Consider the following 21,960-nt stretch of genomic DNA (forward strand, 5'->3'; position numbering starts at 1 on the left):
TATACTCCAGCCCGGTCGCGCTCGCAAGCAAAGCCGTGCGCCTGTTTGCCCCGGTTTGACCTTGCAGCGTTGCGCCCTAGGGGGCATATGGTATCCAACGCCACACAAACCGACGAGGACCAGCCATGTCCACCTTCAACGACCGCGAGCGCGCATTCGAAAACAAATTCGCCCATGACGCGGAAATGCAGTTCAAGGCTTTCGCGCGCCGCAACAAGAAGCTGGGCCTTTGGGCGGCAGACCTGCTGGGAAAGACCGGCGCGGATGCGGAAAGCTACGCGATGGAAGTGATCCGCTCGGATTTCGAGGAAGAGGGCCACGAGGACGTGTTCCGCAAGGTCGCCGCCGATCTGGACGGCAAAGCCGACGAAGCGACGATCCGCGCGAAGATGGCCGAATTGCTGACCGAGGCCAAGGCAGAGCTGGCCGAGGGCTAAACCAACCGGCACGCCGTTCAGATTGCATTTGATCTGTGCGCGGCCTTTGCGCTATGCGCGCCCTCAACCGGGCGCCTGACAAGAGGGGCCAGCCGCCCCTCTTTCTTGATTGGACCTGACCCATGAGCGATGCGCTGAGCGATCTTCTGGCAACCCGCGACTGGCTGCTGGCCGATGGCGCGACCGGCACCAACCTGTTCAACATGGGCCTGCAATCGGGCGATGCGCCCGAATTGTGGAACGCGGATCAGCCGGACAAGATTCGCGCGCTCTATCGCGGCGCGGTCGAGGCCGGGTCCGACCTGTTCCTGACCAACACTTTCGGCGGCAATGCCAGCCGCCTGAAGCTGCACAATGCCGAAGCGCGGGTCCATGAATTGAACCGTCTGGGCGCAGAACTGGGTCGCGAGGTCGCAGATGCCAGCGGGCGCAAGGTGATCGTGGCCGGGTCCATTGGTCCAACGGGCGAGATCATGGCGCCTATGGGCAGCCTGACCCATGCGCTGGCGGTCGAGATGTTCCACGAACAGGCCGAAGGGCAGAAAGCGGGCGGGGCGGATGTGCTTTGGGTGGAAACGATTTCGGCGCCCGAGGAATACAAGGCCGCCGCAGAGGCCGCCGCCCTGGCCGGAATGCCATGGTGCGGCACGATGAGTTTCGACACCGCCGGGCGCACCATGATGGGGCTGACATCGGCAGCGATGGTGCAGATGGTCGACAAACTGAGACACAAACCGCTCGCTTTTGGTGCGAATTGCGGGGTGGGCGCGTCGGACCTGTTGCGCACGGTTTTGGGTTTTGTCGAGGCTGGCGCAAGCCTGCCGATCATCGCCAAGGGGAATGCCGGCATCCCGAAATATGTGCATGGGCATATCCATTACGACGGCACGCCAGAGCTGATGGCGGATTACGCCGTGCTGGCGCGCGACGCGGGCGCGCGCATCATCGGCGGGTGCTGTGGCACCATGCCCGTGCATCTGCGCGCCATGCGCGAGGCGCTGGAGACGCGCGCGCCCGGCCCGCGCCCTGATCTGGAGACGATCAAGACCCGGATCGGCGGGTTTTCGTCGGCGGTCGATGGCACCGAAGGCGATAGCGGCGAAGCGCCCGCGCGCCGGGGCAACCGCCGCCGCCGCGACGCATAAGCCGCCGCCGTGCCGCGCCGATTGGTCGCCAAGCCCCGCGCCCATGTCGCAAATGGACGCGTGGGGCGGTGCAAAATGTCCGAATGCTCGATCATGTTTATTTCCGACGCGCCTGTCGGCGTGTCACCTTGAAGGGCAACGTGAATGTCTGACGACGACGAAATCATCCTGGCCGACCTGTCCGACGACGAGCTTGTCGAGCAGATGATGGATGATCTGTATGATGGCTTGCGCGAAGAAATCGAAGAAGCCGTCCGTATCCTGCTGGACCGCGGCTGGACCCCTTACGATATCCTGACCAAGGCGCTGGTCGCGGGCATGACCATCGTGGGCCATGATTTCCGCGACGGTATCCTGTTCGTGCCCGAAGTGCTGCTGGCCGCGAATGCGATGAAGGGCGGCATGGCCATCCTGAAGCCGCTGCTGGTGGAAACCGGCGCGCCGCGCATGGGCAAGATGGTGATCGGCACGGTGAAGGGCGACATCCATGACATCGGCAAGAACCTTGTGTCGATGATGATGGAAGGCGCGGGTTTCGAAGTGGTCGATCTGGGCATCAACAACGCGGTCGAGGCGTATCTGGAAGCGCTGGAGCGTGAACAGCCCGATATTCTGGGCATGTCGGCACTTTTGACCACCACGATGCCCTATATGAAGGTCGTGATCGACACGATGGCCGCCAAGGGGCTGCGCGACGACTATATCGTTCTGGTCGGTGGCGCGCCGCTGAACGAGGAATTCGGTCGCGCCATCGGTGCGGACGCCTATTGCCGCGATGCCGCCGTCGCTGTCGAGACGGCGAAGGCGCTGGTCGCGCGCAAGCATAACCAGATGTCGGCGGGCTGAGCGCTGCGCACATCCCCGCGAAACCGTGGTTGACGGCGAGGCCCCGGATCAAGTCCGGGGCACGTTCGCTTGCGTCCGAAGCTTGGGCTCTCGTAGCCTATGGTTTTGCCTCGTTTTTTTACCGTAAGGGCAAATTCTGGCAATTCCGCGCTGGGTTTTTCGGCCTTGTCCGTGCAAACTGTTGCAAAAGACAAAGCCGGAGGGACCGATGACCAATTTCATGAAACTATGCGCTGTGGCGTGCCTTGGCGCGCTGCCATCGACCGGCATGGCCCAAAGCCTGTTGGATGCGAGCGACCCCGCCGCCATTGCCGAGATTGCGCGCGGCTACGGTGCGGTCGAGGTCACGACCGACGCCGTCGGCGACCCCATGCTGCGCGGACGTATGGACGGGGTGCAATACCTCGTTCTGTTCTACGGCTGCGACAATGGCCGCAACTGCACCACGATCCAGTTTCAGGCGGCCTGGGTCAACAATGGCCGCACCAGCGAGCAGGATCTGCACGCGTGGAACCGAGACAACCGGTTCGGCAAGGCGCATATGGATGCCGATTATGACCCGGTCATCCAATGGGATGTGAATCTGTTTGGTGGTGTCAGTCGCGCCAATTTGGACGACACATTCGACTGGTGGCGCGTCGTTCTCGACAATTTCGAGGATTACCTCGACTAACAACGCGGCCTAGAACGGCACCGGCGCGGTCACTGTCAGGCCGCGCCCGCCATCGGGATGGCGCAGGCGCAATTCGCGCGCGTGCAGCATCAGGCGCGGAAAATCGCGTGCCGCCCCTTCGGCATAGAACGGATCGCCCAAGATAGGGTGGCCCATGGCCAGCATATGCACGCGCAACTGGTGGCTGCGGCCCGTTACGGGGGACAGGCGTAGGCGCGAGCCGGTATCTTCGTGCCGCAACAAGGCCCAGTCGGTTTGTGCAGGACGCCCCGTGTCATGGCAAACCATCTGGCGCGGGCGGTTCGGCCAATCGACCGTCAGGGGCAGGTCGATGCGCCCGCTTTTCTCGGCAACCTGCCCCCAGACACGGGCGACATATTGCTTGCGGGTTTGGCGGTTCTCGAACTGCAGGCCCAGATGGCGCTGGGCCATGGGCGAGCGCGCGAAGACGATCACGCCCGAGGTGTCGCGGTCCAGACGATGCACCAGCAGAGCTTCGGGAAACACCGCCTGAACCCGCGCGATCAGGCAATCCGCCAGATGCGGGCCGCGACCGGGGACCGACAAAAGCCCCGCCGGTTTGTCCAGAAACAGCAATTCGTGATCCTCGTGCAGGATCACAAGATCGTCTTGCGGGGGATTATAGGCAGCGTTGTCCATGCGCGGGATGTGCCGGATGCAAAGGCGCGGCGCAAGGGCGTGCTTGGCAAAAGGGCGGGGTTTCCCCCGCCCTGATGGCTTTAGTTCAATGCCGCGTCGGTGATGGCATGGGTCCATGCCCCTTCGGGTTCGCGGGTGATGACCGGGTCAGAGCCGCCCGCCAGAAGCGAGGCGACCGTGCGCTCGTAATCGGCCGGGTCCAGCGCGCCGTTCGAGCCTGCGGTCAGCAGCGCCACTTCGCCCATCATGCGGATCTGATGCGCTTCGGTCTGCGCGCCGGTCTGGTCGTATTCCAGAACGATCATGGCGGCGTCTTCGGGGTTTTCCTCGGCCCATTTCCAGCCGCGCATGGATGCGCGCACGAAGCGGGTCATCTTGTCGACAAAGGCCGGGTCGGACAGGTTCTCTTCCAGCACATAGAGGCCGTCTTCCAGCGTGGCGACGCCCTGGTCCTCGTATTTGAACGTGACCAGATCCTCGGGCGTCAGGCCGCCGTCGATGACCTGCCAGTATTCGTTGTAGGTCATGGTCGAAATGCAGGCCGCCTGACCGTTCAAAAGCGGGTCCACGTTGAAGCCTTGGCGCAGAACCTCGACCCCGTTTTCGCCGCCCTCGGTGGGAATGCCGAGCTGGCTCATCCAGCTGAGGAAGGGGAATTCATTGCCGAAGAACCACACGCCCAGCGTTTTGCCAGTGAAGTCCTCGGTGGTCTCAATGCCCGCATCCTTGCGGCAGGTCAGCATCATGCCCGACGATTTGAAGGGCTGCGCGATATTGACCATGGGCAGGCCTTTCTCGCGCGCGGCCAATGCCGCGGGCATCCATTCCACGGTCACATCGGCACCGCCACCGGCCAGCACCTGCGTGGGCGCGATGTCGGGGCCGCCGGGCAGGATGGTGACGTTCAGGTCTTCTTCGCTGTAATAGCCGTTTTCCAGCGCCACATAGTAGCCTGCGAATTGCGCCTGCGTGACCCATTTCAGTTGCAAGGTCACGTCATCGGCAGCAAACGCCGTGCTGGCGGCCAGCGACAGGGCCGCTGCGGTGAATGTCGTCTTCAGTTTCATGGTCTTCCCCCGTGTTGGTTGGTGGTCTTATTTGCGGTGCGATGGGTGCCAGAATGTCACCCGCCGTTCGATCCAGGCTATCAGGCCGTATGCGCTGGTGCCGACCATCGCTGCCACGGCAATTTCAGCCCAAACCAAGTCTATCGACAAGCTGCCCACGGCGGTCGAGATGCGAAAACCCATCCCGCGCGTGGGAGAGCCGAAATATTCAGCAACTATAGCGCCGATCAGTGCCAGCGTGGTGGCAATTTTCAACCCGTTGAAGACAAAGGGCATCGCGGCGGGCAGGCGCAGTTTGAACAGGGTTTGCGCGTAGCTTGCGGCATAGGTGCGCATCAGGTCGCGCTGCATGGAATCGGTGGCCTTCAACCCTTGCACCGTGTTCACAAGGATGGGGAAGAACACCATCACCACCACGACAGCCGCCTTGGATTGCCAGTCGAAACCGAACCAGTTGACCATGATGGGCGCGACCCCCACGATGGGCAGCGCGGCGAAGAAATTGCCGATGGGCAGCAAGCCGCGCGTCAGAAAGCCCGAGCGGTCGATGGCAATCGCGCAAAGGAACGCCGCCGCTGCCCCGATGAGGAACCCGCGAAACGCGCCTTTCACCACGGTTTGCACGAAATCCGTCCAGAGAATGTCGAGCGAGGCGGCGAAGGTCTGGGCCACAAGGCTCGGGGCGGGCAAGATGACCTGGCTGACCTCCAGCCCCCGCACGATCCCCTCCCAGAGCACCAGAAGGGTGACACCGAACAACAGCGGCACCGTCAGGCGCACCAGCCCCGTGCTGCGCCAGCGCGAATTGGCCAGCCATATATTCGCACCCCATGCCGCGATCCAGAAACCAAGGCTTGCGACAAGGGCCATCATGCGCGCCCCTCCATCCGGCCAAGCGCCACGCGCTGGGTCAGGTCCAGAAGCGTGACCAGAAGGCCCGCAAGGATGGCGGCGGCAAAAAGCGCGGACCAGATGGCCAACGGCGCGCCGAACTGGTCGCCGATCAGGATGCGCGCGCCTAGGCCCGACACGGCCCCCGTTGGCAACTCACCCACGATGGTGCCCACGAGCGCCGCTGCAATGCCGATTTTCAGCGAAGTGAACAGGAACGGCAGCGACGCGGGCAACCGCAGCTTCAGGAAGCTTTGCAGCCCGCTTGCGTCATAGGTTTTCAACAGGTCTAACTGGCTGGGGTCGGGCGCTCGCAGCCCTTTGACCATACCCACCAGCACCGGGAAGAAGCAAAGATAGGCCGAGATGATCGCCTTCGGCACGCCGCGCCCCTCGATACCCAGTTGCGACGAGACGACGATAATCATCGGCGCCAGCGCCACGATGGGAATGGTCTGGCTGATGATCGCCCAAGGCATCAGGCTCATATCCGCCACGCGGCTATAGACAATCGCAACCGCGCCAAGGATGCCGACCGCCATGCCCAAGGCAAAGCCCCAGAGCGTGGATTGCAGCGTGATCCACGCGTGATAGATCAGCGAGCGATTGGAAAAAGCGCGGCCTTTCAAGGCCATGTCGCCTGTGGTTTTCCAAAGCTCTGCACCCACTTGCGCAGGCGTGGGCAGGCGTGGGCGGTCCAAGGCATAGGCCGCGCGTACATGCTCGGAATTGTCGGCCATCAGGCGAAAGACCGATACGGACCGCCGTTCGACCGAACCCTCGGGCGTGATCGTGGAGCCCGCGCGCTCTGCTTGGTCAAGTGCCACGCGGATATTCATGGGCGCGACGGCCAGATACCACAGCAGCACGATGCCGCCCAAAACAGTCAATATGGGCAAAAGGTTACGCATCGGCGACACCCGCCCCGGACTTGATCCGGGGCCTTGCCGTCGGCGCGGCCGGCCAGCGGCCCCGGATCAGGTCCGGGGCGCGGGGTGCTTCGCCCTTAGTCATAGCTATGCCCCGCCCGCAGCCCTTCGCGCACCCGGTGCGACAGCGCCAGGAATTCCGGCGTTTCCCGCAAATCGAGCGGCCGCTCGCGAGGCAGGGTGCTTTCAATGACATCGGTAATCCGCCCCGGTCGCGGGCTCATCACCACGATCTTGGTCGAAAGATACACCGCCTCGGGGATGGAATGCGTCACAAACCCCACCGTCTTGCCGGTTTTGGCCCATAATTTCAGAAGCTGTTCGTTCAGATGGTCGCGCACGATTTCGTCGAGTGCGCCGAAGGGTTCGTCCATCAGCAAGATATCGGCATCAAAGGCCAATGCCCGCGCGATAGAGGCGCGCTGCTGCATCCCGCCCGAGAGCTGCCACGGGAATTTCTTCTCGAACCCTTCCAGATCGACCAGCTTCAACACGTGCTGCACCCGGTCGGCCATGTCCGATTTCGCGTAGCCCATGATCTCCAGCGGCAGGCGAATATTGCCGCCGATGGTGCGCCACGGGTAAAGGCCTGCATGCTGGAACACATAGCCATAGGCACGGTTGCGCCGCGCCTCTTCCGGGGTCAGGCCGTTCACGGTCAAGCTGCCCGCCGTGGGCTTTTCCAAGGCCGCGATGCAGCGCAGAAAGGTCGTCTTGCCGCAGCCGGACGGGCCGATGAAGGACACGAAATCGCCCTTCTCGATGGTCAGGTCCACGTCTTTCAGCGCGTGGACCGGGCCATCGTTGGTCTGGAAGGTCAGGCTCAGGTTCTGGGCCTGGATTACAGGGTCTTGCACCAAGTCAGACCCCCGTCGCCGGAATGCCCGTGCGCTGCACCGGGCGCGGGGCGGTCAGGTCTTTCCACGTGCTCAGCGCTTGGTTCGTCACGCCATTTCCGGGGCGCTTGATGAATTGACCATGGCCCTCTTGGGTGCGCACCTCGCCGTCATGGATGGCCACTTGCCCGCGGGTCAGCGTGAAGCGCGGCAGGCCTTTCACTTCCTTGCCCTCGAACACGTTATAATCAATGGCCGATTGCTGGCTGGCGGCGCTGATCGTCTTGGTCTTGGCCGGATCCCAGACCACGATATCGGCATCCGCGCCCACAAGGATGGCCCCTTTGCGCGGGTAGCAGTTGAGGATCTTGGCGATATTGGTCGAGGTGACGGCGACGAATTCGTTCATCGTCAGCCGGCCTGTTTCGACGCCATGGGTCCAGAGCATGGGCATCCGATCTTCAAGGCCGCCGGTGCCGTTCGGGATCTTGGTGAAATCGCCCACGCCGTAGCGCTTCTGCTCGGTGGTAAAAGCGCAATGGTCTGTCGCCACGACCGACAGCGACCCCGATTGCAAGCCCGCCCAAAGGCTGTCCTGATGCTGCTTGTTGCGGAAGGGCGGCGACATGACACGGCGGGCGGCATGGTCCCAGTCGGGATGGGAGTATTCGCTGTCATCGAGCGTCAGGTGCTGGATCAGCGGCTCGCCCCAGACACGCTTGCCTTGGGCGCGGGCGCGGCGGATCGCTTCATGCGCTTCCTCGCAGGAGGTGTGCACGACATACAACGGAACCCCCGCCATATCGGCGATCATGATGGCGCGGTTGGTGGCCTCGCCCTCGACCTGAGAGGGCCGGGAATAGGCATGGGCTTCGGGGCCGGTATTGCCGGCGGCCAGAAGTTTCGCCGACAGCTCCGCGATCACATCGCCATTCTCGGCATGGACCATGGCAATGCCGCCAAGTTCCGCCAAGCGGTTGAAGGATGAATAGAGTTCGTCGTCATTCACCATCAGCGCACCCTTGTAGGCAAGGAAATGCTTGAAGGTGTTGATGCCGCGCTCTTCGATCACGGTTTTCATGTCGTTGAACACCTGCTCGCCCCACCATGTGACCGCCATGTGGAAGGAGTAATCGCAATTCGCGCGGGTGGATTTGTTGTCCCAACGCTTGATCGCGTCGAGCAGGCTTTCGCCTTGGTTCGGCAGGCAGAAATCCACCACCATCGTGGTGCCGCCCGCAAGGGCCGCGCGCGTGCCGGATTCGAAATCGTCGCTGGAATAGGTGCCCATGAAGGGCATTTCCAGATGTACATGCGGGTCAATGCCGCCGGGCATGACATAGGCGCCCGTGGCGTCAAGCTCAGTGTCGCCTTTCAGGTTCGGGCCGATTTCGACTATCTTGCCGCCCTCGATCAGCACATCGGCCTTGTAGGTCAGGTCATGCGTGACGATGGTGCCGTTCTTGATGACTGTGGTGGTCATGCGGTGCCTCCTTTTCCACTTATTGCATTGTGCAAACGCGTATTGTGCCTCTGCCTGACGCACCCGCGAGGCATTCGCATTGGGTTCTTCCGTTTGCATAGATCACGAGGTAACACCGAGAAGGGCACCCGTCCGCCTTGTCATAGCGATTGAGAGCAGCGGATAACTCATCTTCCGACATTCGTTCGATGCGTGCGATCTGGCCATCATTGGCCGCGTTCACGATTTCAAAGTAATCACTATCCGAGATGAGATCGGGATTGTCGTCTCTCAAAACAGGAACGAATATCACTTGCTTGGTTATGCGTTCGTCGGCAAGTGCCTGTTGTTTTACAACCTCAAGCGCTTTGGCCCTGTAGGCGGTTATCAGTTCACCATCCTCGCTGTTGAATTGCGCGAGCCACTCAACGATTGTGTCGGTCCCAACGCTCATTCCACAATCTCCGCCGTGTTCAGCACCGCGTGCAGCAGCACATCCGCGCCTGCCTTGGCCCAGTCCTTGGTGATCTCTTCCGCCTCGTTATGCGACAGGCCATCCACGCACGGGGTCATTATCATCGCCGTTGGGGCCACATCATTGATCCAGCACGCGTCATGCCCCGCGCCCGACACGATATCCATGTAGCTATAGCCCAGTTCTTCCGCCGCATCGCGCACGGCCTTCACGCACCCCTCGTCAAAGGCGGGCGGGTCGAATTGGCCGACGATGTGGCTCTCAAAACTGACGCCGATCTCTTCGCAAAGCCTGGGTGCGCGTTCCATGAATTCCGCGACCATTGCGTTCAGCTTGTCCAGCAGATGCGTGCGCATATCGACCGTGAAGACGACGCGGCCGGGGATGATGTTGCGCGAGTTTGGATAGACGTCGATATGCCCGATGGCACCCACCGCGTTCGGCTGGTTCTTCATCGCGATCTCGTGCACCAGTTCCGTCACCAGCGCCAGCCCGCGGCCTGCGTTCTTGCGCATATGCATGGGGGTGGAGCCGGTGTGCGATTCCTTGCCCGTCACCGTGCATTCGATCCAGCGCAGCCCTTGCCCGTGGGTGACGACGCCCACATCCTTGCCCTCGGCCTCTAGGATCGGGCCTTGTTCGATATGCAACTCGAACATGGCGTGCATCTTGCGCGCGCCGACCGGCTCATCACCCACCCAGCCGATGCGCTTCAACTCGTCCCCGAAGCGTTTGCCTTCAGCATCGACCCGGTCATACGCCCAATCCTGCGTGTGCCGCCCGGTAAAGACGCCAGAGGACAGCATGGCAGGCGCAAAGCGTGTGCCCTCTTCATTGGTCCAGTTCACCACCACGATGGGATGCTTGGTCTTGATGTCCAGATCGTTCAGCGTGCGCACCACTTCCAGACCGCCCAACACGCCGAGGACGCCGTCATACTTGCCGCCCGTGGGCTGTGTATCCAGGTGGCTGCCCATATAGACCGGCAGCGCATCGGGGTCTTGGCCTGCGCGGGTGGCGAACATGTTGCCCATCGTGTCCACGCCCATGCTCATGCCCGCATCTTCGCACCAGCGCTGGAACAGGGCGCGGCCCTCGGCATCGGCATCGGTCAGGGTCTGGCGGTTGTTGCCGCCCGCCACGCCGGGGCCGATCTTGGCCATCTCCATCAAGCTGTCCCAAAGCCTGTCGGGGTCGATGCGGAAATTTTCGGCGTTGCGCATGTCATGTCCTTCTTGGCAACTGAGAATCCGCCTTGCGGCGTCACTGGCTGGGCAGAGCGTGGGCCAGCACTTGGCCCTTGGTCAACAATTTTTGACCAAATGGACAGAAAAACATCGCAAGCTGCGCGGAACAGTTGAATCCTGCCCGCGCCTTGTGCAGCATAACCGGGAAAGGCGAGCAGTGCAGATGGACAGCCCCAGAAAAGCGACGCGGATTCAACGCGAGAAGCGCGAGATCATTCTGGCCGCGGCGCTGGATGCCTTCTCCGAGGATGGGCTGCGCGGTGCGACCTTGGAAAAGATCGCCGAGAAGGCGGGCATGTCGAAGCCGCATGTCGTCTATTACTTCGGCAGCAAGGACGCCATCTATACAGAATTGCTGCAAAGCCTGCTCGATGTCTGGGTGCAGCCCCTGCGTGACCTGTCCGAAGATGCCGACCCTTTGGCCGCGATCCTGACCTATATGCGCCGCAAGCTGCGGATGAGCCAGGACATGCCGCGCGAATCGAAGATGTTCGCGACAGAGATCCTGCACGGTGCCCCACGGATGCGCCCGCAGCTTTCGGGCGAGTTGAAGGCGCTGGTCGATGAAAAGGCGGCCCTCATCGCGGGCTGGAGCGCCGAAGGAAAGATCGCGCGGGTCGATCCGCATCACCTGATTTTTTCAATCTGGGCGATGACGCAGCACTACGCCGATTTCGACATCCAGGTCGAAGCGGTGTTGGGCGAAGAGCGCAAGCCGGGCCTTTACGACGAGGCGGATGCCTTCCTGACAGAGTTCTTTGTCAGGGCGCTTCGGCCCTGAGCAGCATGAGAAGCGCCGCGAGCGTGGCGGCGATTCCCAGCAGGATCAACGCGTTGGGCCAGCGCCCGATGCTGATGTCCCACAAGACCACCCATGACGGGACCAGGTAGGTATAGGCCATGACCTTGGCGGGCGGCAGGCGGCTGGATGCATATTGCAACAGGAAGAAGGTGAGCGCCGTCGTCACGATGGCCAGATACGCCAAGACCCACCACAGGCGCGCGGGCAGGTCCATGAAGGGCGTTCCCAAAGCCTCGGGCGCGGCATAGGCACATGTCACGACCAGCGCCCCCAAAGTGGTAGCGAAAGCGGATTGCAGGGGCGTCACATCTTGGCAAAAGCGACGCAGCACGGCCGGGACGGCGGCATGGGCCAGCGCGCCCAAGACGAAAATCGCCTCTCCGGTGCCGATCTCGAATCGCAAGAGCGCCGCAAGGTTGGCGCGGAAGATGACCCAGGTCGCCCCCAGCGCCCCGATCAGCAGGGCCGACAGAACCCAAGCGCCTGTGCGCTGGTGCAGGAGCAGCCAGCCATAGCCCGCGGCCATCAGGGGCGTCAGGGTAAACACGGCAGAGGTGGACACGGCGCTGGTGCGCGCCAGTGCCTCGAACATGGTGATGAAATAGAGGGCCATCAACGCACCCACCAGTGCGAAGCGCCAGAAGCGCGCCCAGACCGGGCGCACCCCCATCCATACCAGCACCGCCCCCAACACGACCGCGGCCAGCGCGAAACGCAGCGCCATCAGCACGCCGGGGTCTATATCGCCCGCGACAAGGTGGCCGAAGGAAAAGCTGAGCGAGACCAAGGCCGAGAAAAGCAGCATCGCCGCATGGCCTTGCCTGTCAGCTGTCAATCTATTCAGCCGCCTTGGCCATCGGGTTGTTGGGGTGGGTTGTCCAGTTGGCATAGGCCTCTTCCACCACCTTGCCCGTGCGTTCATCGGTCTGGCCGGGGGCAAGTGTTTCCATGGTGATGCAGTCTTCCACCGGGCAGACATTGACACATAGGTTGCAGGCGACGCATTCGTCATCCTGCACCTCGAAGACGCGGTCGGGCGACATGGAAATCGCCTGATGCGAGGTGTCTTCGCAGGCGGCATAACAGCGCCCGCATTTGATGCACAGATCCGGGTTGATGCGCGCCTTGGTGATGTGGTTGAGGTTCAGGTATTGCCAATCCGTGACATTCGGCACGGCGCGGCCCACGAAATCGCTGGTCGATTTGTAGCCTTTCTCATCCATCCATTGGCTGAGGCCAGAGATCATTTCCTGCACGATCTTGAACCCATAGGTCATGGCGGCGGTGCAGACCTGCACATTGCCCGCGCCAAGCGCCATGAATTCAGCGGCATCGCGCCATGTGGTCACGCCACCGATGCCGGAAATGGGCAGGCCCGCAGTCGCCGGGTCGCGCGCGATTTCGGCCACCATGTTCAGCGCGATGGGTTTGACCGCAGGGCCGCAATAGCCGCCATGCGTGCCGCGACCGTCGATCATCGGCTCCGGGCTCATGGCGTCCAGATTGACCGAGGTGATGGAATTGATCGTGTTGATAAGCGAGACGGCATCCGCACCGCCATTCTTGGCCGCGCGTGCGGGCACCCGAATATCGGCGATATTGGGCGTCAACTTCACGATCACGGGCTTGTCGTAATACATCTTGCACCAACGCGTGACCATTTCGACATATTCGGGCACTTGGCCCACAGCCGCGCCCATGCCGCGCTCGCTCATGCCATGCGGACAGCCGAAATTCAGCTCGATCCCGTCGGCGCCGGTCTCTGCCACGCGCGACAGGATGGCTTTCCACGATTCCTCGTCGCAGGGCACCATGATCGACACGATCATCGCCCGGTCGGGGTAATCGGCCTTGACGCGGGCGATTTCCTCTAGGTTGGTTTCCAGCGGCCGGTCGGTAATAAGTTCGATGTTGTTCAATCCCAGCAGACGGCGATCCGCGCCCCAGATCGCGCCGTAGCGCGGGCCGTTCACGTTGACGACGGGCGGGCCTTCGGCACCGAGCGTTTTCCAGACAACGCCGCCCCAGCCGGCCTCGAAGGCGCGGCGGACATTGTATTCCTTGTCGGTCGGCGGGGCAGAAGCCAGCCAGAACGGGTTGGGGCTTTTGATGCCCAGAAAGTCTGTCGTCAGGTCAGCCATGGCGGCAACTCCCTACCTGTGGTTTTCGCGCTGCGCGCCCCGGACCTGATCCGGGGCCGTGTGGTCCAAGAGTTCCCGGGTCAAGCCCGGAACGGGTGTCACGCCATGAGCGTGCGGTGAATGTCTTCGGCGGCGTCGCGGCCTTCGGCCACAGCCGTGACAGTCAGATCATCGCCGCCCGTGGCACAATCGCCGCCGGCCCAAACCCCGGCGACAGAGGTCGCGCCACTGTCGGAAACGGCGATCTTGCCCCGCTCCAGCGTCAGGCCATCGGGCGCACCGCTCAGCGTCTGGCCGATGGCCTTGAACACCTGGCCGGCGGGCAGGGTGAAAGTATCATCCGTGACCACCAGCTTGCCGTCGCGGGTTTCTGTATAGGCAAAGGTGACACCGGTCAGGCTGCCATTGCCCTCTATCCCCACGGGCGCGGCATTGCAGATCAGGCGCACGCCCTTGTGCTGCGCATGTTCTTGTTCATGCCCCGAGGCGGACATCGCGTCCTGCCCGCGCCGATAGACGATAGTCACCTCTTCGGCACCCAGAAGCTTGGCCTGCACGCCTGCGTCGATCGCGGTCATGCCGCCGCCGATGACAACCACGCGCCGCCCGATGGGCAGGGCGGCCAAATCCTCGGCCTGCCTCAGCTCGGCAATGAAATCGACCGCATCCTCGGCATGATCCTTGTCTTCGCCCGGAATGCCGAGCGCGTTCACCCCGCCAAGGCCCATGCCAAGGAAAACGGCGTCATACTCGGCCTGCAACGTCGCAAGACTTATCTGCGCGCCCAGCTTCTCGCCGTGACGAATCTCGATCCCGCCGATCTGCAACAGCCACTCCAGTTCGCGCTGGGCGAAATCATCGGCGGCCTTGTAGGCGGCGATGCCGTATTCGTTCAGGCCACCGGCCTTGGGCCGGGCTTCGAAAATCACGACATCATGCCCGTGCATCGCCAGCCTGTGCGCGCAAGCCAAGCCCGCCGGACCGGCGCCGACCACGGCCACACGCTTGCCGGTGCTGGCCGCGCGGGTGAACGGGTGGGTGCCCGCTGCCATCAGCGTGTCGGTGGCAAAGCGCTGCAATTGCCCGATTTCGACCGGCTTGCCCTCTGCGGCTTCACGCACACAAGCCTGTTCGCACAGCGTTTCGGTCGGGCAGACCCGCGCGCACATACCGCCGAGGATATTCTGGCTCAGGATCGTGCGCGCCGCAGCCTCTGGCGTGCCTGTCGCGATCTGCCGAATGAAGAGCGGAATGTCGATTTCGGTCGGGCAGGCGGTGATGCAAGGCGCGTCATGGCAGAAATAGCACCGGTCGGCGGCAACCGTCGCCTCATGCGCGTCCAGTGGCGGATAGGCGTCGCGGAAGTTCTGCTTCAGGGTTGCGGGGTCTAAGCGTGCTGGCTTCAGGCCGTCGCTTCGCTGCGGTGTGGTCATGGCTGATTCCCGTTGGCTACTGCACATAATGCAGCACACTTCTAGAATTCTGACCAGATGGTAAAAAATTCTGGATGCAAAAAACCATGATCGCATGATAGGGCGTTTTGCGCGCGCGCGACCCGTAAGGGTTTATCCTGAAAGGGGTTTTTGGGCTGTGAGCGTCTGGAGATGCAAATTTGGCGGGCCAAGTCTGTCCTGCCTGCAATTTGTGCAGTTTTGCAGTTTCGGCGCGCTCTGATCCGCGTCGCCCCGTGATTTCGGCCATGCAATTTGGCCAAGTCGAGCGTCAGAGGGACATCGGGCAACTCTTGGCCGCTGCGCGGCGCGCGGGCCGTCAAATTCCTTCAAAGGAATTTGCAAATCTCTTTAAAAGAGATTTGACCCCGCCCAAAGCAGCCTTGTCCCCGTCAGGAACGCCGGAGCGCTGGCGCTGGGCTAGCCGAAGGGCGAGCATTCGTGAACTTGGCTCTTGGCCCGATTGCGAATGCGTTTCGGAACAGGGGTTTTCAGTGGTTCAGGATCTTGCTCAGGAAGTCTTTTGCACGGTCGCTTTCCGGCGCGCTGAAAAACTGCTCCGTAGGTCGATCTTCGACGATTGCGCCCGCATCCATGAAAACCACGCGATCGGCCACTTTCCGGGCGAAGCCCATTTCATGCGTGACCACCATCATCGTCATGCCGTCGCTGGCCAGTTCCACCATGACATCCAGCACTTCGTTAATCATTTCGGGGTCCAAGGCCGATGTCGGTTCATCGAAGAGCATTGCAATCGGGTCCATCGCCAGCGCCCGAGAGATGGCGACCCGTTGCTGTTGACCGCCGGACAAGGCACCGGGGTGCTTGTCGATATGTTGTGTAAGGCCGACCCGGTTCAGAAGCGTTTCCGCTTTGGCGACGGCCTCGTCCCGGCTGCGATCGAGCACTTTCTGCTGGGCAAGGCATAGGTTTTCCCGAACCGTCATGTGCGGGTAAAGCTCGAAATGCTGAAAGACCATGCCGATCCGCGCCCGCAGCTTGGTCAGGTCGGCCCCGCGCGCCGTGACCTCGGTGCCATCCACCAAGATGCTGCCCTTCTGCGCGGGCTCCAACCCGTTCACGCATTTGATGAGCGTCGATTTCCCGGACCCGGACGGCCCGCAGACCACGACGACCTCGCCCTTCGCAACCTTGGTGCTGCAATCGGTCAGCACCTGAAAGTCGCCATACCATTTAGAGAGGTTTTCTATCTCGATCATGCTGTTTTTGCTTTCTGAAGGCGCCGCACGAAAAGCGATCCTGCGAAACAGATCACGAAATAGACGATGGCGGCGAAGATATACATTTCGACAAGGCGCCCTTCCGTGCGCGCGACGATGGACGAGACGGTCATGAAGTCCCGCAGCGAGACGACGAACACAAGGCTGGTATCCTGGAACAGGATGATGCCCTGCGTCACAAGGATCGGGATCATATTGCGAAAGGCTTGGGGCAGCACGATGTAACGCTGTATCTGCCAATAGTTCAGCCCGCTTGCCTGACCTGCCTGCGCCTGTCCTTTGCGCACGGACTGGATGCCGGCCCGGATGATTTCCGAGAAATAGGCCGCCTCGAACAGGGTGAACGCAATCAGGGCGGAGTAGAAATTGCCGATCGGGCGGCCCAAAGCCAGGGGCACAAGGAAATAGAACCAGAAGATCACAAGGATCAGCGGAACGGAGCGGATCAGGTTCACATAGGTCGCCGCGAACAGCGACAGCGGCAGGATGCCCGACAAGCGCATCAGGGCCAGCAATGTGCCAAGCACAATGCCCCCCATCATGGCAAGGAAGGTAAGCCAAAGGGACAGCTGCAAACCTTCCATCAGGAAGGGCAGATTGTTGGCGATGACTGCGAAATCGAAATCCGACATTATCGCGACCCCATATAGCCGGGAATGCGGGTGTAGCGCTCAGCGACCTGCATGATGATCGTGGCCAAGAGCGCGATGCAGACATAGATGACGGTCGCGGCCGTATAGGCTTCGAACCCGTTGAACGTGTATTCGGCGATCTGCTGGCTTTGCGCTGTCAGTTCCAAAAGCCCGATTGTCAGCGCCAGGGACGAATTCTTGAAGATTGTCAGGAACTCAGATGTCATTGGCGGAACGATCAACCGGAAAGAGATGGGTAGCAGAATGTAGCGATAGGTCTGCGCGACCGAGAACCCGTTGGCATAAGACGCGTTCGTCAGCCCTTGTCCGACGGCGCTGATGCCGGCGCGCACCTGCTCTGCAACCCGGCTGGCCGTGTAAAGGCCCAACGCGATGACGGCCGTGACATATTCCGGGTTGGGCATGTCACGCTTGATCCACCGGCCCATGTCGTCGGGCACCAGTTCGGGCATGACGAAATACCAAAGAAACATCTGCACAAGAAGCGGCACGTTTCGGAACAGCTCGACATAGGCCGTGCAAATGAAGGCGATCGGGCGCGACGGGAGGGTGCGGCCGACGCCGACAAGGATGCCCACGATAAGGGCCAGAACCCAGGCGGTCAATGCGACGGCGAAGGTCCATTGCACGCCCATGACAAGCCAGTCGAGATAGGGATCCGTGAACAGGACGCCCCAGTTCCAATTATAGTCCATTTTGGCCGATCCTTGCGCGCGGGACGAGGGGAGGAGGTTAAGGGGGACAAGCCGCCCCCCTTTTCATGCCGCAGGCGTTATTGCGGCAGTGCATTCAGCTGGAAAGCCGTGCGCAGCATGTCCGATTGCTCGACACCCAAGGGGCCAAACCAGCGCTCGTAGATTTCATTGATCTCGCCAGAGCGGAACAGGTCTGCCAGCGCCCGTTTGCCGACCAGTTCGAAATCGCTTTCGTTGCGCGGCACCATCAGGGCATAGGGGTCATAGGACAGAAAATCGCCCACAACAGCAAAGGCCTCGGGCGTGCGCGACTTGGCAACAAGGCCGTGCAACAGGATATGGTCGGTCGAATAGGCATCGACGCGGTCGGTTTCGAGCGCGAGCATCCCCTCTGCATGGTCGCGCACGGGCAGTATATCGATGTCCAGGCCGCGTGCTTCCATCTCGCGCAGGATGGCGCGTTCGTTCGTGGTGCCCTGCGCAAGGCCGATGCGCTTGCCAGCAAGGTCGTCGATCCCGTTGATGCCGCTGTCGGCGCGCGTCAGGATCTTCGTGCCGGTGATAAAGGTGATGGGCAGATATTCGACCTGTTCCTGCCGTGTCAGGTTGTTGGTGGTCGAGCCGCATTCCAGATCTATCGTGCCATTCGCCATCAGCGCGATGCGCGTTTGCGGCGTGACCGGCACGAACTGCACCTCAAGCTCTTTGCCAAGCGTTTCTTCAACGGCATCGACAACGGCCATGCACAGGTCGATGCTGTAGCCTACCGGTGTCTGGTTCTCATCAAGATAGGCAAAGGGGACAGAGCTTTCGCGGTGGCCCAGAACGATGCTGCCACGTTCCGCGATCGCGGCCAGCCGCCCTTGCGTGATGTCTTGCGCAACTGCCGCGCTGCCGAAGGCCGCCACGGTCGTCGTGATTGCCAGAAATTTCGTCAGATGTTTCATAACCAGTCTCCTGTCGGTGAGTTTGTTTTACTTGGACGAGAAAAGATCGGGGTATCCGAACAGTGCCGCGCTACCGCCGGTGTGAAGGAACACGATATTCCGCGCGCCGCTGAACTCTCCGCGCTGCACAAGGTCGATCAGCCCGGCCAGCCCCTTGCCGGAATAGACCGGGTCGAACAAAAGCCCTTCCAGCTCGGCCAGCAGGCGCACGGCGTTCCGCATTGCGTCGGTCGGCAACCCATAGCCGGGGCCGACATAGTCGCAATTGGCGCGCACGCGGTCGCGGTCGATGTCAAAGCCCGCGCCCAGGTGGTCCATGGTTCTGCACGCCAGATCGTAGACCATGGATTCCTGTTTCTCGCGGGGCGCGCGCACGCCGATCCCCAGCAGGTTCAGGTCCGATTGCGCGGCTGCAAGACCGGCGACCAGTCCCGCTTGCGTGCCAGAGCTGCCGGTTGCATGAACAAGATGGTCAATCTCGAGGGACATGTCACTGGCCTGCGACAGCAGTTCCACCGCGCAATTGACATAGCCAAGCGCCCCGACCGGGTTCGACCCGCCGCCGGGGATGATATACGGCGTCCGACCGTCCGCGCGCAGGCGCTCGGCAAGGATTTCCATCTCTTTCGCCATGTCGGCCCCGCCGGGCCGCCGACCGACCGTTGCACCGTGCAACCTGTCCAGCAGGACGTTGCCGCCGTCGGTATAGTCGGTGTTCGTGTAGCCCGTGCGGTCTTCCAGAAGGATATGGCATCCCAGTCCAAGCTTCGCCGCCGCTGCCGCGGTTTGCCGGGCGTGGTTGGACTGGGTTGCCCCTTGCGTGATGACGCAATCCGCCTTCTGCGCCAACGCATCGGCCATCAGGAATTCCAGTTTGCGGGTCTTGTTGCCACCTCCGGACAGCCCGGTGCAATCGTCGCGCTTCACCCATATTCGCGGTCCGCCCAAATGCGCGCTCAACCTGTCCATCGGTTCCAATGGCGTTGGAAGATGCGCCAGTGACACGCGCGGAAAGCTCTGAAGCTTTCGGCGTACGGAGTCGCAACTATCCTTAACAAGGGTTTGGGCGGAGGACGCGTCAACAACCACACTCATGGCGTTACAGCCTTTCATTTGTTTATTTTGTTTGGGTATCACTTCCTTTCGGCCGCACAAAATGCTTCTATCTTTGGGCACTCATAGAAAAAGTATGACTAAAGCATGGATACACGGTTGTTTGGCGATGTCTTGACCTTGCTTGAGGAAGGTAATCTCAGCAGGGCCGCAGAGCGGCGCAACATTACCCAGCCCGCCTTTTCACGGCGGATACGCGCTTTCGAGGACTGGGTCGGAATGCCCTTGCTGGATCGTGCGCCGAACCGGGTCGGCCTGCATCCAACGCTGGACGCGAATGCCGACGAAATACGAGCGACGATCCGGCGTATCGAAGAGCTTCGGGCCCGGTTGCGCAGCGCCGGCGCTGGAACCGCGCGGCTGGTCGTGGTCACGCAACATGCGCTCGCCGCACGTATTACGCCGGATGCATTGGGCGCGATCCACCGGGTGGAACCGACCATGACGATGCGTCTGCGAACCATGAACCGCGAAGACTGCGTGTCATTTTTCGTGCGTGGCGATGCCGATTTGCTGATGATCTACGAAGCGCGTGGCTTTCCGCCCTTGCCATTCGACGACAGCATCAGCCGACGTGTCTGGATGCCCGATACCCTGATCCCGGTATGCGGTGGCGCCATGCGCCATTCGCTTGCGTCAGATCAGAAACCAAAAGGGCGCTTCGCGATCATCCGCTACCCGGAAGACAGCCATTTCGGTCAGTTGGTCAGCCGCAGCGGGAATGAAACTGCCATGATGGCGGCCGGAGGGCATGTTGTGGTGGAAACGGCCTTCAGCGTTGCAGCGCTTGAACTGGCCTTGGCGGGGATCGGGGTGGCATGGATTCCGCACAGCATGTGCATTCGCAAGCTGGCATCGGGCGAACTGGTAAACCTGGGCGCCCATTTCGGTCTGATCCCTTTGGATGTAAGCCTGTTCCATGCCAAGAAAAACCGTCAAGCGCAGCAAATCGTCGCGCAGCTTTAGCTTGCGATCCAGCCAAATGGGGTCAATGGCACAAGGATGCCAGCTATCAAAACAGAGGGGTATTGGTAGCGGAGGAGGGACTTGAACCCCCGACACGCGGATTATGATTCCGCTGCTCTAACCAACTGAGCTACTCCGCCATTTCCGTGCACGCGTTTAAGTGAGCCGGCTCAGAGCGTCAAGCCCAGATGCGCCGCGAAACTCAAGAATTCGACCGGCTTTTCGCGGCAATGTCACCGATGCGCCGGGCCGCATCGGCAAGGGTGTCATCCGACAGGTTCGGCAGCGCCAGGCGCGCCAGCGGTGTCGTCTTTTTGGCCACGCGGGCATAGCGCGGATCGTAATGTTCGGAGATCAGCTCTCGCGCCAAGGCGACCGGTTCGGCGGCCATGTATTGCCAGTCGTGCACCCGCGCCGCCGGGTGATGCTTGCGCAAGCTGTCCAAGACTTGGGCCACCCTGTCTTTGTCCTGCGCAAGGTCGCGGTAGCGCGCGGCGATGTAGTTGGCGCGTGCGTCCAGCGGTGCCGTTATCTCTATGATCTCGGCACCGCGCATCGCGTCCCAAAGCCCCGGCGGCAATCGGATTGCGCCGATGCGGTTCGACTCTGCCTCGAGGATCACGGGGCGGGTCGGGTCCAGCGCGGCGGTGGCTTGCGCTAAGCGCGTCTCGAACAGCTTTTGCGAGGGCTGCGTGCCGATGCCGCCAAAGACCGATCCGCGATGACCGGCCAAGGCTTCAAGGTCGATCACCTGCGCACCCATCCCGGCCAGATGGGACAGGATGTCGGTCTTGCCGGTGCCGGTTCCGCCGTTCAGCAGGATCACTTGTGCCGGGAAGGGCGCGTCATAAAGTTCGGCAAGCACCAGGCGCCGCCAGCTTTTGTAGCCACCTTCCAGCACATGAACGCGCCAACCGATTTGCGACAGGATCGTCGCGAAAGACCCCGATCGCTGCCCGCCGCGCCAGCAATAGACCAGGGGCTGCCAGTTGCCCGGCTTGTCGGCCAGCGCGGTTTGCAGATGGTGCGCGGCATTCTGCGCGACCAGCGCCGCCCCCAGTTTGCGCGCCATGAACGGGCTGTCCTGCTTGTAGATCGTGCCGACCTGCGCGCGCTCTGCATCGGACAGCACCGGCAGGTTGATCGCGCCGGGGACATGGTCCTCGGCGAATTCCGAGGGCGCGCGCACGTCGATTACCGTGTCGAACGGGGCGTTTTGCAGGGTGCGGATGGCGTCCGGGGCGTAGCGTGTCAGGGTCATGGCGGAAGCTATAGGCGCTCTG

General features: G+C 61.8%; 22 protein-coding genes, 1 tRNA gene and 1 pseudogene. 6 read left to right on the forward strand and 18 right to left on the reverse strand.

The annotated features are described in order from the left end of the window. Nucleotides 1-125 precede the first annotated feature (125 nt). The 4 genes from J1C52_RS06325 (at nucleotide 126) to J1C52_RS06340 (ending at nucleotide 3,101) form a co-directional block, all read left to right on the forward strand. Entirely contained in the window at nucleotides 126-437 is a 312-nt protein-coding gene (locus J1C52_RS06325) for a DUF1476 domain-containing protein (protein ID WP_227427087.1), read from the forward strand. Nucleotides 438-559: 122 nt separating this feature from the next. Then, the gene (gene bmt / locus J1C52_RS06330; protein ID WP_227427088.1) at nucleotides 560-1,582 is read left to right on the forward strand and encodes a betaine--homocysteine S-methyltransferase; all 1,023 of its coding nucleotides are present in this window, start codon (nucleotides 560-562) and stop codon (nucleotides 1,580-1,582) included. Between the two features lie 144 nt (nucleotides 1,583-1,726). Next, a complete protein-coding gene (locus J1C52_RS06335; protein WP_227427089.1) occupies nucleotides 1,727-2,428 on the forward strand; it encodes a corrinoid protein in 702 nt (233 codons plus the stop codon). A 208-nt stretch (nucleotides 2,429-2,636) separates the two neighbouring features. Beyond that, nucleotides 2,637-3,101, forward strand: coding sequence for a YbjN domain-containing protein (locus J1C52_RS06340; RefSeq protein ID WP_227427090.1), 465 nt, complete (start codon nucleotides 2,637-2,639; stop codon nucleotides 3,099-3,101). A gap of 9 nt (nucleotides 3,102-3,110) precedes the next feature. On the opposite strand, the gene J1C52_RS06345 is transcribed toward J1C52_RS06340, so the two are convergent. The 8 genes from J1C52_RS06345 to J1C52_RS06380 form a co-directional block, all read right to left on the reverse strand. Further along, nucleotides 3,111-3,761, reverse strand: a complete 651-nt coding sequence (locus tag J1C52_RS06345) for an RluA family pseudouridine synthase (RefSeq protein WP_227427091.1) — start codon at nucleotides 3,759-3,761, stop codon at nucleotides 3,111-3,113. A gap of 80 nt (nucleotides 3,762-3,841) precedes the next feature. Further along, nucleotides 3,842-4,828, reverse strand: a complete 987-nt coding sequence (locus tag J1C52_RS06350; RefSeq protein ID WP_227427092.1) for an ABC transporter substrate-binding protein — start codon at nucleotides 4,826-4,828, stop codon at nucleotides 3,842-3,844. 27 nt (nucleotides 4,829-4,855) lie between these two features. Further along, nucleotides 4,856-5,701 (reverse strand): ABC transporter permease, encoded by an 846-nt coding sequence (locus tag J1C52_RS06355; RefSeq protein WP_227427093.1) that lies wholly within the window; start codon nucleotides 5,699-5,701, stop codon nucleotides 4,856-4,858. Then, entirely contained in the window at nucleotides 5,698-6,630 is a 933-nt protein-coding gene (locus J1C52_RS06360) for an ABC transporter permease (RefSeq protein ID WP_227427094.1), read from the reverse strand. Before J1C52_RS06360 ends, J1C52_RS06355 begins: the two co-directional genes overlap by 4 nt. A gap of 95 nt (nucleotides 6,631-6,725) precedes the next feature. Further along, on the reverse strand, nucleotides 6,726-7,508 hold the full coding sequence (locus J1C52_RS06365) for an ABC transporter ATP-binding protein (RefSeq protein ID WP_227427095.1): 783 nt from the start codon (nucleotides 7,506-7,508) through the stop codon (nucleotides 6,726-6,728). Nucleotide 7,509: 1 nt separating this feature from the next. Continuing rightward, a complete protein-coding gene (hydA, locus tag J1C52_RS06370; RefSeq protein WP_227427096.1) occupies nucleotides 7,510-8,967 on the reverse strand; it encodes a dihydropyrimidinase in 1,458 nt (485 codons plus the stop codon). Nucleotides 8,968-8,986: 19 nt separating this feature from the next. Next, nucleotides 8,987-9,400, reverse strand: coding sequence for a hypothetical protein (locus J1C52_RS06375; RefSeq protein WP_227427097.1), 414 nt, complete (start codon nucleotides 9,398-9,400; stop codon nucleotides 8,987-8,989). Continuing rightward, nucleotides 9,397-10,644 (reverse strand): Zn-dependent hydrolase, encoded by a 1,248-nt coding sequence (locus tag J1C52_RS06380; RefSeq protein ID WP_227427098.1) that lies wholly within the window; start codon nucleotides 10,642-10,644, stop codon nucleotides 9,397-9,399. Before J1C52_RS06380 ends, J1C52_RS06375 begins: the two co-directional genes overlap by 4 nt. A 187-nt stretch (nucleotides 10,645-10,831) precedes the next feature. On the opposite strand from J1C52_RS06380, the gene J1C52_RS06385 reads away from it, so the two are divergent. After that, complete coding sequence (locus J1C52_RS06385; RefSeq protein WP_227427099.1) at nucleotides 10,832-11,449, forward strand: TetR family transcriptional regulator C-terminal domain-containing protein; 618 nt, start codon at nucleotides 10,832-10,834, stop codon at nucleotides 11,447-11,449. On the opposite strand, the gene J1C52_RS06390 is transcribed toward J1C52_RS06385, so the two are convergent. From J1C52_RS06390 to J1C52_RS06425, 8 genes and pseudogenes are all read right to left on the reverse strand, one after another. Further along, entirely contained in the window at nucleotides 11,430-12,275 is an 846-nt protein-coding gene (locus J1C52_RS06390) for a DMT family transporter (protein ID WP_255618399.1), read from the reverse strand. The genes J1C52_RS06385 and J1C52_RS06390 overlap by 20 nt on opposite strands. A 31-nt stretch (nucleotides 12,276-12,306) precedes the next feature. Further along, nucleotides 12,307-13,611, reverse strand: coding sequence for an NAD-dependent dihydropyrimidine dehydrogenase subunit PreA (gene preA, locus J1C52_RS06395; RefSeq protein ID WP_227427101.1), 1,305 nt, complete (start codon nucleotides 13,609-13,611; stop codon nucleotides 12,307-12,309). A gap of 98 nt (nucleotides 13,612-13,709) precedes the next feature. After that, the gene (locus J1C52_RS06400; RefSeq protein WP_227427102.1) at nucleotides 13,710-15,044 is read right to left on the reverse strand and encodes an NAD(P)-dependent oxidoreductase; all 1,335 of its coding nucleotides are present in this window, start codon (nucleotides 15,042-15,044) and stop codon (nucleotides 13,710-13,712) included. 509 nt (nucleotides 15,045-15,553) lie between these two features. After that, nucleotides 15,554-16,282, reverse strand: coding sequence for an amino acid ABC transporter ATP-binding protein (locus J1C52_RS06405; protein ID WP_227427103.1), 729 nt, complete (start codon nucleotides 16,280-16,282; stop codon nucleotides 15,554-15,556). Beyond that, nucleotides 16,279-16,935 carry an amino acid ABC transporter permease gene (locus J1C52_RS06410; RefSeq protein WP_227427104.1) on the reverse strand — a complete coding sequence of 219 codons (657 nt, stop codon included), beginning with the start codon at nucleotides 16,933-16,935 and terminating at the stop codon, nucleotides 16,279-16,281. Before J1C52_RS06410 ends, J1C52_RS06405 begins: the two co-directional genes overlap by 4 nt. Next, nucleotides 16,935-17,651, reverse strand: a complete 717-nt coding sequence (locus J1C52_RS06415) for an amino acid ABC transporter permease (protein WP_227427105.1) — start codon at nucleotides 17,649-17,651, stop codon at nucleotides 16,935-16,937. Before J1C52_RS06415 ends, J1C52_RS06410 begins: the two co-directional genes overlap by 1 nt. Nucleotides 17,652-17,728: 77 nt before the next feature. Continuing rightward, a complete protein-coding gene (locus J1C52_RS06420) occupies nucleotides 17,729-18,598 on the reverse strand; it encodes an amino acid ABC transporter substrate-binding protein (RefSeq protein WP_227427106.1) in 870 nt (289 codons plus the stop codon). Nucleotides 18,599-18,625: 27 nt separating this feature from the next. Further along, nucleotides 18,626-19,621 (reverse strand): annotated as a pseudogene (locus J1C52_RS06425) (D-cysteine desulfhydrase); the annotation flags it as partial. A 189-nt stretch (nucleotides 19,622-19,810) separates the two neighbouring features. Between J1C52_RS06425 and J1C52_RS06430 the strand changes: the two are divergent. Beyond that, nucleotides 19,811-20,677: a LysR family transcriptional regulator gene (locus J1C52_RS06430; protein WP_227427108.1), complete on the forward strand. Its 867-nt coding sequence runs from the start codon at nucleotides 19,811-19,813 to the stop codon at nucleotides 20,675-20,677. A 63-nt stretch (nucleotides 20,678-20,740) separates the two neighbouring features. On the opposite strand, the gene J1C52_RS06435 is transcribed toward J1C52_RS06430, so the two are convergent. Both J1C52_RS06435 and mnmH read right to left on the reverse strand, forming a co-directional pair. Continuing rightward, nucleotides 20,741-20,817 (reverse strand) — tRNA-Met (locus tag J1C52_RS06435). 62 nt (nucleotides 20,818-20,879) lie between these two features. Then, complete coding sequence (gene mnmH / locus J1C52_RS06440) at nucleotides 20,880-21,938, reverse strand: tRNA 2-selenouridine(34) synthase MnmH (RefSeq protein WP_227427109.1); 1,059 nt, start codon at nucleotides 21,936-21,938, stop codon at nucleotides 20,880-20,882. Nucleotides 21,939-21,960: the final 22 nt, after the last annotated feature.

This window comes from Roseibaca sp. Y0-43 (assembly GCF_020667835.1).
GTDB lineage: Bacteria > Pseudomonadota > Alphaproteobacteria > Rhodobacterales > Rhodobacteraceae > Roseinatronobacter.

What these genes read in the sequence shown, in the direction of transcription:
- J1C52_RS06360 (WP_227427094.1), bottom strand. Translation starts at nt 6,630, where the DNA reads ATGCGTAACCTTTTGCCCATATTGACTGTTTTGGGCGGCATCGTGCTG.
- J1C52_RS06400 (WP_227427102.1), bottom strand. Translation starts at nt 15,044, where the DNA reads ATGACCACACCGCAGCGAAGCGACGGCCTGAAGCCAGCACGCTTAGAC.
- J1C52_RS06335 (WP_227427089.1), top strand. Translation starts at nt 1,727, where the DNA reads ATGTCTGACGACGACGAAATCATCCTGGCCGACCTGTCCGACGACGAG.
- mnmH (WP_227427109.1), bottom strand. Translation starts at nt 21,938, where the DNA reads ATGACCCTGACACGCTACGCCCCGGACGCCATCCGCACCCTGCAAAAC.
- J1C52_RS06350 (WP_227427092.1), bottom strand. Translation starts at nt 4,828, where the DNA reads ATGAAACTGAAGACGACATTCACCGCAGCGGCCCTGTCGCTGGCCGCC.
- J1C52_RS06405 (WP_227427103.1), bottom strand. Translation starts at nt 16,282, where the DNA reads ATGATCGAGATAGAAAACCTCTCTAAATGGTATGGCGACTTTCAGGTG.
- J1C52_RS06355 (WP_227427093.1), bottom strand. Translation starts at nt 5,701, where the DNA reads ATGATGGCCCTTGTCGCAAGCCTTGGTTTCTGGATCGCGGCATGGGGT.
- J1C52_RS06345 (WP_227427091.1), bottom strand. Translation starts at nt 3,761, where the DNA reads ATGGACAACGCTGCCTATAATCCCCCGCAAGACGATCTTGTGATCCTG.
- J1C52_RS06325 (WP_227427087.1), top strand. Translation starts at nt 126, where the DNA reads ATGTCCACCTTCAACGACCGCGAGCGCGCATTCGAAAACAAATTCGCC.
- J1C52_RS06340 (WP_227427090.1), top strand. Translation starts at nt 2,637, where the DNA reads ATGACCAATTTCATGAAACTATGCGCTGTGGCGTGCCTTGGCGCGCTG.
- J1C52_RS06415 (WP_227427105.1), bottom strand. Translation starts at nt 17,651, where the DNA reads ATGGACTATAATTGGAACTGGGGCGTCCTGTTCACGGATCCCTATCTC.
- J1C52_RS06385 (WP_227427099.1), top strand. Translation starts at nt 10,832, where the DNA reads ATGGACAGCCCCAGAAAAGCGACGCGGATTCAACGCGAGAAGCGCGAG.
- J1C52_RS06410 (WP_227427104.1), bottom strand. Translation starts at nt 16,935, where the DNA reads ATGTCGGATTTCGATTTCGCAGTCATCGCCAACAATCTGCCCTTCCTG.
- preA (WP_227427101.1), bottom strand. Translation starts at nt 13,611, where the DNA reads ATGGCTGACCTGACGACAGACTTTCTGGGCATCAAAAGCCCCAACCCG.
- J1C52_RS06390 (WP_255618399.1), bottom strand. Translation starts at nt 12,275, where the DNA reads ATGCTGCTTTTCTCGGCCTTGGTCTCGCTCAGCTTTTCCTTCGGCCAC.
- hydA (WP_227427096.1), bottom strand. Translation starts at nt 8,967, where the DNA reads ATGACCACCACAGTCATCAAGAACGGCACCATCGTCACGCATGACCTG.
- J1C52_RS06375 (WP_227427097.1), bottom strand. Translation starts at nt 9,400, where the DNA reads ATGAGCGTTGGGACCGACACAATCGTTGAGTGGCTCGCGCAATTCAAC.
- J1C52_RS06420 (WP_227427106.1), bottom strand. Translation starts at nt 18,598, where the DNA reads ATGAAACATCTGACGAAATTTCTGGCAATCACGACGACCGTGGCGGCC.
- bmt (WP_227427088.1), top strand. Translation starts at nt 560, where the DNA reads ATGAGCGATGCGCTGAGCGATCTTCTGGCAACCCGCGACTGGCTGCTG.
- J1C52_RS06380 (WP_227427098.1), bottom strand. Translation starts at nt 10,644, where the DNA reads ATGCGCAACGCCGAAAATTTCCGCATCGACCCCGACAGGCTTTGGGAC.